Genomic DNA, 9,211 nt, shown 5'->3' with positions numbered 1-9,211 from the left:
GGCATATTGATTTGGAAGGTTCTATACCTTGTTACTAATCTGTTTCTCAGATGGCATGCAAAAGGGCATTTTTATCTACTCATATCTCCATTATTTACCGGATAGTTATAACCTCATAACATCTATATTCTGAGCCTATTATCTTCATTGTTTTACTAAAAAGAACATCTTGATATAGTGTATGTCAGAAAGATTTTATATTTTTGCACATAAGAATACAGAATGTGCATACGTCAATCTATGGTTAAAGAAAATTTTATCAAGTTATATGAGACCTCCTTTAGAGAAAACTGGTCTCTTCCTGCATTTACAAATTACTCTACCGGAAATACTTATAGCTATGCTGATATGGCAAAATGGGTTGCCAAGGTGCACATCATCTTGGAGCGCATTGGGGTAGAACCGGGAGATAAGGTGACTATTGTAGCCAAGGACAGCCCTGAGTGGTGTATGGTATATATGGGTGTCGTGACTTACGGTGCTATCATTGTACCAATCTTGCCGGATTTTAATTCTGAAGATATCCATAATATTATCAGACACAGTGACTCAAAGGTGGTTTTTGCAACCGGCACTCATTTGAATATGCTTATGGGTGAGGAGATGCCCGAAGTCCATACGGTAATGGATATCAGTATGCTTAAGACCGATATGGGGCTTTCTCGTAGTGAGGTGGCTCGAGGCCTTGATGTGGAAGCGTTGTTTGCTGAAAAATATCCTGAAGGGTTTACAAAAGAGGATGTCTCCTATCGCGATATCAGCAATGAGGAAGTTGTCCTCATCAATTATACTTCGGGTACTACGGGTTTCAGTAAGGGGGTAATACTTACTGCCAATAATCTTGCCGGAAACATAATCTTTGCAAAGGTTAATCGAATTATTCGAAGATCGGAAAAGATATTGAGTTTCCTTCCTAATGCCCACGCTTACGGGTGTGCATTCAACTTTCTTGCACCTGTAGAGGCCGGGGCACATATTTATATGTTGGGAGTGTTGCCAACCCCTGCCGTGCTGATGCAAGCATTCAAAGATGTGCGCCCCAATCTCATTATCAGTGTCCCTCTGATACTTGAGAAGATATATAAAAATGTTCTTGTCCCGACGTTGAAAAAGTTCTCTATGAGGATACTTCTGAAACTTCCTATCATCAAGGGCATCATACATGGTAAGATACGTCAGAAGCTTGTAGATACAATGGGGGGAGAGTTCCGTGAGTTTATTGTCGGTGGTGCTGCAATGAATGAGGAAGTGACCAATTTTCTACATAAGATACGATTCCCATACACTGTCGGTTATGGTATGACGGAGTGTGCTCCTCTTATTTCCTATATTGATAATAAGAAGTATGTTCCCATGTCCTGTGGAAAAATCCTGCCGGGGCTCATGGAGGTCCGTATAGCAGATGTGCCTGAATCTCATGAACCGGGGATCGGAGAAATCCAAGTACGAGGCGAACATGTATGTAAGGGGTACTATAAAAATGAAGAGGCGACACTTGCACTGTTCACCTCCGATGGCTGGATGCGTACAGGAGACCTTGGTACAATAGATAAGCATGGTAATATATTCATCAAGGGACGTGGTAAGAGTATGTTGCTCGGACCTTCAGGACAGAATATATATCCTGAAGAGATAGAGGCAAAGATCAATCTGATGCCTTATGTCGCAGAGTCTCTTGTCCTTCAGCGTTCTACTCACCAGCTTGTGGCACTTATTTTCCCTGATGAAGTGGCGCTTAAGGCAGCCAATATAACGACTCCTGAGGCAATACAACAAGTCATGAATGAAAACAAAAACTTGTTGAATCAAAAACTGGCTGCTTACGAACGTGTTTCAGCATTCCAGATTATGGATAAAGAGTTTGAAAAAACACCTAAAAAGAGCATCAAGAGATACCTCTACAAGGTGGATTGAAATATGACGCTCTTAGGATTTGATACATGGAGGTATCGAGGGAATGTTTTTGTTTCTCTCGATACCTCTTTCTTTTAGCAACAAAAGGTAGAGATAATGGTTTTACATTAAAAACTGTCGTGACGGCTTCAAGCATTACATAATATTTTATATTAAATGTACTTATGTCAAAAGGTAAGATCATAATAGCGGGATTGGGTCCCGGAGGCAAAGAAGATATAACCCCTGCGGTGTACGACGCTGTCGCAATGTCAGATGTCATTGTGGGCTACAAGTACTATTTCAGATTTGTTGAACACATCATCAAGCCCGATGCTCTCTGTATAGATACAGGGATGAAAAAAGAGCGTGAGCGTGCCGAGGAGGCTTTTCGCTATGCTGAGGACGGAAAGGTCGTGTGCGTTATCAGTTCGGGTGATGCCGGCATATATGGAATGGCATCACTTGTCTTTGAGATGAAAGATGAGAAAAAGAGTGATGTCGAAGTAGTGGCATTGCCGGGTATCAGTGCTTTTCAGAAGGCTGCATCGTTACTCGGAGCACCTATGGGACATGATTTTTGTGTCGTGTCGATGTCTGACCTTATGACGCCTTGGGATAAGATTGAAAAGCGTATTATTGCTGCTGCTCAGGCTGACTTTGTGACAGCGATCTATAATCCTCGCAGTATAGGGAGATATTGGCAGTTGAACAGGTTGAAGGAATTGTTTCTGCTTGAACGACATCCGGAGACTCCCGTCGGCTACGTGCGTCAGGCCGGGCGAGACGAACAAGAGGTCACTCTCACAACCCTCAAAGATTTTGCTCCCGAGGCTACAGATATGTTTACTATCGTGATCATCGGGAACTCACAGACATACAACTCTGAGGGGCGCATGGTCACTCCGAGAGGATACTATCGTGACGAGGAGATCAAAGCCGATAAGATCGGGCAGGAGATTATGATCAAAAGTTTTCGTACGATAGACAGTGAGCTCCGAAATCGAGAGATTCCATCAGGTAAAAAGTGGGCTCTGCTCCATGCCATCCATACTACAGCAGACTTTGATATGGAAAATATCTTGAAAGTCGATGATGGGGCAGTGGAGGGTTTGCATGAAGCATTTGTATCGGGAAAACTCAAGCATATCATCACTGATGTGACTATGGTTGTGTCCGGTATCCGCAAAGGAGCTTTGGAGCGTATGGGGATAGAGGTAAAGTGTTATCTCAACGATCCGAGAGTGGCTGAGATGGCTAAGGAAAAGGGTATAACTCGTACTCAGGCCGGCATACGTCTTGCCGTGCACGAACACCCGGATGCCCTGTTCGCGTTTGGGAATGCACCGACTGCACTCATGGAGTTGTGTGAATTGATCCGAAAGGGGCAGGCTCACCCTTCCGGAGTCATCGCGGCTCCTGTGGGATTTGTAAATGTGAGAGAGTCAAAACATATGGTCAAACCATTTGTGGATATTCCCAAACTCATCGTGGATGGTCGCAAAGGTGGAAGCAATCTTGCAGCCACTTTGGTCAATTCGATACTTTCTTTTGACGATGCGGAAAAGCTCCGTCCCGGTCGAGACCTTTAATTGTTGAGATAGTGATGTTTTACGTTATTGGGATAGATGACAATAGGGAGCAATTTTTTGCTCCGGAGATAGCCGGGATCATTCGTACTCATCGGGTATTTTCGGGAGGAGCTAGGCATCTGGAGATCATGGAGCCGTATCTGCCTCTCAATTACAAGTGGATACCTATCACAGTGCCTTTGTCAGAAGTCATGGAGGAGTATAGGCTGTACGATGATGTTGTTGTCTTTGCTTCCGGGGATCCCCTTTTCTTTGGGTTTGCCAATACGCTCTTGCGTGATATGCCTGATAAAGAAGTAAGGGTATATCCTTATTTCAACTCGTTGCAGCTGCTTGCCCATCGTTTGCAGCTGCCGTATCAGGACATGCACATAGTATCGTTGACCGGGAGGCCGTGGGATAAGTTTGATGAGGCTCTGATTCTGGGATATGAGAAGATCGGAATCCTGACAGATAGGAGTGTGCACACTCCTGAAACCATAGCTGAGAGGATGATCAAGTATGGTTACGACAACTACACGATGTGTGTGGGAGAGCTCCTTGGTAATAAGGAGGGTGAAAGGTATGGAACGTATGATCTGCACACGGTTTTGGATAAAGAGTTTGCCTATCCCAATAACATTATCCTGCAGCAAACATACCACCGAGAGCGAAAACTGGGACTGCCCGAAGGGGATTTTCATCTCCTGAATGGGCGGGTAAAGATGATCACCAAGATGCCGATAAGATTGCTTTCGCTTGCAATGCTCAATCTTAGGGAGGCTAAGACATTTTGGGATATCGGTTTTTGTACAGGTTCTGTGAGTATAGAGGCAAAATTGCAGTTCCCCCATCTGAAAGTGATCTCTTTTGAATGTAGAGAGGAAGGGAATGACCTCATGGAGATGAATGCCCGGAAGTTTGGAACCCCGGGGATTACTGCAGTATATGGAGATTTTGCCGATTTGGATGTCTCTGCCTATCCTTCTCCTGATGCCGTATTTATAGGTGGGCATGGGGGACGGATGTTGGAGATTGTTCAGAGGGTAAGTCACCTGATGCCTTCGGGAGCACCTATTGTATTCAACTCTGTTTCGGATGAGAGTCATCAACTCTTTGCAGATGCTGTGAGCGCTTGTGGTTTAAAGGTGTGTCAGGAAACTCATCTGCAGGTAGATGATCATAACCCAATCGATGTAATGATGGCGATAAAGCCGTAACTTAGGAAAAATAAAGGGGGGCATGTCTACTCCGAATATAAAATAATCAATGATATCACAAATAAAGTATGCTATTATCTTGGTTTCCCAAGACAGCAGACACTTGGCATATGCCGTACAAAAGGAATTGCCTGAGACGGTGATCTACTCTAAGATTGAGGTAGAGAATGGTATTGTAACCTCATCCATAGCTGATACGGTAGCAACCTTATTCGACAAGGTAGAAGCATTGATATTCATCGGTGCTATGGGCATTTGTGTCAGAAGTATTGCTCCTCATATCAAGGACAAGCATACAGATCCTGCGGTAATCAATATAGATAGTACCGGTCAGTATGCTGTTTCTGTGCTATCAGGCCATGTGGGGGGAGCTAATGAATTGACTTCTCGCATTGCACGCATAATTGGTGCAGAGGAGGTTATTTCTACAAAGAGTGACAATACCGGATTGTGGGCGCTTGATACCTTGGGGAAAAAGTATGGTTGGACAACGCGTTCTTCGGCATCGAATTTCAATCATCCTCTGACATTGTTTGTCAACAGAAGAAAGACAGCCCTGCTTTTCGATATAAGAGATAAGGGCACAGATTACATGGAGCGTACAGTGCCGGAGCATGTGACGATTTATTATAACTACGACGATATACAGTTGGACAACTATGAACTTCTGGTAGCCGTAACTCCATTTACTTACCATAGTGCGACCCCTACAATATACTATCATCCTAAGGTTTTACACTTGGGTTTAGGGTGCCGTAAATTGTGTAGACCGGAGGGTATTCCTGAGTATATAGAAAGTTATTTAAGGGAGAAAAATATAGCAATCGATGCGGTTGCTTCAGTTGGGACCATAACTCTAAAGAAAGATGAGCCTCTTTTGTATGAACTTGCAAAAAGGTGGCAGGTGCCGACGAATATTTACAGGGCAGAAGAGTTAGATGAAATAGATGTCCCTAACCCTTCCTCAAAAGTAGAGTCTGTCACGACATCCCCAAGTGTCTCTGAGGCTTCGGCTTTGAAATCATCTAACCTCGGTTTGTTGTTGATTGAGAAACAGAAGGGCAAATTATCTGAGGGAAATGACTTTACTTTTGCTTTGACTTTGGACAGAAAGTTTTTGCGTAGGGGGCATATAGAGATTGTTGGTGCAGGTCCGGGAGATCCTGAACTGGTCTCCGTAAGAGGAAAGCATTTTCTCGAGTCTGCGGATCTTATCCTCTATGCCGGTAGTCTCGTCCCCATAGAGCTTACTTACTATGCAAAGGCTGGGGCTGTTGTACGAAGCTCGGCATCTATGAGTTTGGAAGAGCAATTCGAGATTATGAAAGAGTTTTACGATAAAGGAAAATTTATCGTTCGTCTTCACACGGGAGATCCATGCATATACGGTGCTATTCAGGAACAGATGGCTCTCTTTGATGAGTATGGGATGTCATACCATATCACCCCCGGTATTTCTTCCTTTCAGGCCGCTGCTGCTGCATTGCGTAGCCAGTTTACAATTCCCGAAAAGGTGCAGACGATTATCTTGACAAGAGGCGAAGGACGCACCCCGATGCCTGATAGAGAAAATCTACATCTCTTGGCTCGTTCTCGTAGTACGATGTGTATCTTTTTGAGTGCCGGCATTGTTGATGATGTTCAAGCTCAACTTCTTGAGCACTATCCACCCGAAACTCCTGTCGCCGCTTGTTATAAGCTTACTTGGAAAGACGAGCGGATATATAGAGGTGTGCTTCGAGATTTGGCTCAGATTGTCAAGGACAATAATCTTACTCTTACGACAATGATTGTCGTTGGAGATGCTATAGATAATAGACAAGGGCTTTCACGCCTCTATGCAGATGAGTTCAAACACCTCTTCCGAACATAATATTTTATGATGACAAAATCTCCTATATGCGTATCCTTGGGACCCGGAGATCCGGAGTTGATCACGCTTAAGTCTCTCCGAATCCTGCAAACTGTACAGCGGATATATTGCCCTGGGACAACAGTCAAGGGTAAAACCTTGTCAAGGTCTTTGGATATAATGTCCGAACTCGGTATCGATACCGATAAGATTACCCTCTTTTCTGTACCTATGAGTAAGGATAGGGGGGCAGCTGAGGAGGCTTATCTCCAAGTGGCTAAAGATATCAAATCTGCGTATGAGCAAGGATTATACGTTGCTTTTGTTGCGGAGGGCGATTGTGGTTTTTACTCTTCAGCCCACTACATTTCCGATTATCTGTTTGATATGGGAGTGGAGACGGAGCGTGTTCCCGGAGTTCCGGCGTTTATTGCTTGTGGCGCCTTGGCGAGACTTCATATTGTCAAACAAGATGAGATTCTTAATGTTGTCCCTTCGGATATTACTCTCGAGCGTGTGACAAATATCCTCGATGAAGGGGGCACTATCGTTCTTATGAAGCTGTCTCTTCACGAAGAGCCCATCAAGCAGATCATTAAGACATGTCGGGAGGCAACATTTCATTATTTTGAGAATGCAGGTTTGCCTGAAAAGGAGTTCTATAGTACTGACAAAAACACCATACTAGATCGAAAATACCCTTATTTTTCTATCATGATCATCAAGAGATGATCCTCTTATCATGTCAAAGAACCAATCAGATATATCTCAATCGTCGTCAAGTATCCTTATTGTTGGTGGTACCACAGAGGGACGGATCGTTGTTGAAACATGTGATGATGCAGGTAAAATCTATTATTACTCTACAAAAAATGCCTCTCAACAAGTTGACTGTGTGCACGGTGTGAGAGTATCCGGGGGATTGGATAAGGATGAGATGATGTCCTTTTGCAGTGCAAATGATGTAAGGCTAATTATTGATGCGGCTCACCCTTTTGCGATGAATGTGCATCGCAATGTTGGAGACACCGCTGAAGCGGTCAATATTCCGGTTATCCGTTTCGAGCGAAAATTTCCCGAACGAGACTCCCGCCTACATTGGTTTGGTACTTATGATGAGGCTATAAGTTATCTCGAGCACAATAAGATTCATCGTTTGCTTGCTCTTACAGGGGTCAATACGATTAAGTCCCTGCGTAAGTTTTGGCAGTCTAATCCTGACACCTATTTTCGGATTATGAATCGGACGGAGTCTCTCGCTGAGGTTCAGAAGGAAGCCTTTCCACTTAGCCATATTTTATTTTATGATCAAGAGCCTGATGATCGTAAGCTATTTGCTCAAATAGATCCTCAAGCGATCATTACTAAGGAAAGTGGAGATACCGGCGGTTTCTCGGAAAAGGTGCAAACGGCTCTTGATCTGGATATCCCTGTTTTGGTTATCAAACGCCCGGATCTACCGTACACCCCGCAGTCTGTGGTTTATGGTAAGCATGGATTGAGGCGCGCCATAGAGCAACTTCTACCACATTTTTATGACCTCAAAACCGGTTATACTACGGGGACATGTGCGACCGCTGCGACTGCTGCAGCTCTGACAACTTTGCTCACGGGTCAGATCCTTGAAGAGGTAACTATCATGCTACCCAATGATGAACCCATAACGATTCCTTTGTCTGATACGGATGTTTCAAAAGAGGGTGTGGTCAGGTGCACCGTGTTGAAGTATTCCGGTGATGATCCTGATGTGACAAAGGGGACAGAAATCTGTTCGACTGTTGCCCTAAATCCGAACCATTCGGATATATTATTTCTCCAGGGAGTGGGGGTGGGCAAAGTAACCCTTCCCGGTTTGGGCTTGGAGGTCGGTGGGCCTGCGATAAACAACACCCCACGTATGATGATGAAGAAAGAGGTGATGAGCCTCCTTCTCCGTCATGGGGAAGAGCCTCATGTAGGAGTCGATGTAACTATATCTGTACCCAAGGGTGAGGAGCTCGCAAAACTAACCTTCAATCCCAAACTTGGCATCATTGGAGGGATCTCTATCATCGGTACTTCCGGTATTGTCAAGCCTTTCTCATCTGAGGCATTTGTCAATTCCATTAGAGCAGAAGTCCGTGTGGCGAGATCTATGGGTGTACCAAGATTGGTAATCAACTCCGGAGCAAAGAGTGAAAAGTATCTCAAAGCCTTGTATCCTGACTTACCTCAGCAGGCTTTTGTTCATTATGGGAACTTTATTGGGGAGACGGTCAAGGCTGCAAGTGATGAAGGGTTTGAGCATCTTACGATGGGGATAATGATCGGTAAGGCTGTTAAACTTGCTGAGGGGTATTTAGATACACATAGCAAGAAGACCCTCATGAACAAAGAGTTTATACAGTCTCTTGCACGGCAATCAGAATGCTCTGATGAGCAAATCAAGTCCATTTCCGAAATAACTCTCGCACGAGAGATATGGCACATCATCCCTCCGAAGGATCGGGATGGGGAGAGGACTTCTCCTTTCTATACTTTGCTTGCTCAGAAGTGCCATGAGGTTTGTGCTCCACTGCTGCCTCATGGGTTATTAACGGTTTATCTGATAACTGAAACGGGAGAACTCATAAAATAAAGAGGGGCTGTGTCAAAATTCATTTTTGGCTCAGCCTCCTTTTTTATACCTCATCCAA

At 44.3% G+C, this 9,211-nt stretch carries 6 protein-coding genes; all 6 read left to right on the top strand.

Going from position 1 to position 9,211, the window contains the following annotated elements; all coding sequences use genetic code 11:
* The first annotated feature begins 240 nt into the window (after nucleotides 1–240).
* The 6 genes from Q4A14_RS08265 (at nucleotide 241) to cbiD (ending at nucleotide 9,153) form a co-directional block, all read left to right on the top strand.
* On the top strand, nucleotides 241–1,914 hold the full coding sequence (locus Q4A14_RS08265; protein WP_303171352.1) for an AMP-binding protein: 1,674 nt from the start codon (nucleotides 241–243) through the stop codon (nucleotides 1,912–1,914).
* 164 nt (nucleotides 1,915–2,078) lie between these two features.
* On the top strand, nucleotides 2,079–3,485 hold the full coding sequence (gene cobJ / locus Q4A14_RS08260) for a precorrin-3B C(17)-methyltransferase (RefSeq protein ID WP_303171350.1): 1,407 nt from the start codon (nucleotides 2,079–2,081) through the stop codon (nucleotides 3,483–3,485).
* A 14-nt stretch (nucleotides 3,486–3,499) separates the two neighbouring features.
* A complete protein-coding gene (gene cbiE, locus Q4A14_RS08255; protein WP_303171348.1) occupies nucleotides 3,500–4,684 on the top strand; it encodes a precorrin-6y C5,15-methyltransferase (decarboxylating) subunit CbiE in 1,185 nt (394 codons plus the stop codon).
* 49 nt (nucleotides 4,685–4,733) lie between these two features.
* Nucleotides 4,734–6,557: a precorrin-4 C(11)-methyltransferase gene (gene cobM, locus Q4A14_RS08250; protein ID WP_303171347.1), complete on the top strand. Its 1,824-nt coding sequence runs from the start codon at nucleotides 4,734–4,736 to the stop codon at nucleotides 6,555–6,557.
* Between the two features lie 6 nt (nucleotides 6,558–6,563).
* Nucleotides 6,564–7,268, top strand: coding sequence for a precorrin-2 C(20)-methyltransferase (locus tag Q4A14_RS08245; RefSeq protein ID WP_303171346.1), 705 nt, complete (start codon nucleotides 6,564–6,566; stop codon nucleotides 7,266–7,268).
* 10 nt (nucleotides 7,269–7,278) lie between these two features.
* Nucleotides 7,279–9,153 (top strand): cobalt-precorrin-5B (C(1))-methyltransferase CbiD, encoded by a 1,875-nt coding sequence (gene cbiD, locus Q4A14_RS08240; protein ID WP_303171344.1) that lies wholly within the window; start codon nucleotides 7,279–7,281, stop codon nucleotides 9,151–9,153.
* Nucleotides 9,154–9,211: the final 58 nt, after the last annotated feature.

The sequence above is a fragment of the Porphyromonas sp. genome, assembly GCF_030529325.1.
Classification (GTDB): Bacteria; Bacteroidota; Bacteroidia; order Bacteroidales; family Porphyromonadaceae; genus Porphyromonas_A.
The sequence above is the reverse complement of the archived record's forward strand: the minus strand, read 5'-3'. Positions and strand labels throughout refer to the sequence as shown.

Coding starts and splice junctions, on each gene's coding strand:
- cobM (WP_303171347.1), top strand. CDS start 4,734: ATGATATCACAAATAAAGTATGCTATTATCTTGGTTTCCCAAGACAGC.
- cbiE (WP_303171348.1), top strand. CDS start 3,500: ATGTTTTACGTTATTGGGATAGATGACAATAGGGAGCAATTTTTTGCT.
- Q4A14_RS08245 (WP_303171346.1), top strand. CDS start 6,564: ATGATGACAAAATCTCCTATATGCGTATCCTTGGGACCCGGAGATCCG.
- Q4A14_RS08265 (WP_303171352.1), top strand. CDS start 241: ATGGTTAAAGAAAATTTTATCAAGTTATATGAGACCTCCTTTAGAGAA.
- cobJ (WP_303171350.1), top strand. CDS start 2,079: ATGTCAAAAGGTAAGATCATAATAGCGGGATTGGGTCCCGGAGGCAAA.
- cbiD (WP_303171344.1), top strand. CDS start 7,279: ATGTCAAAGAACCAATCAGATATATCTCAATCGTCGTCAAGTATCCTT.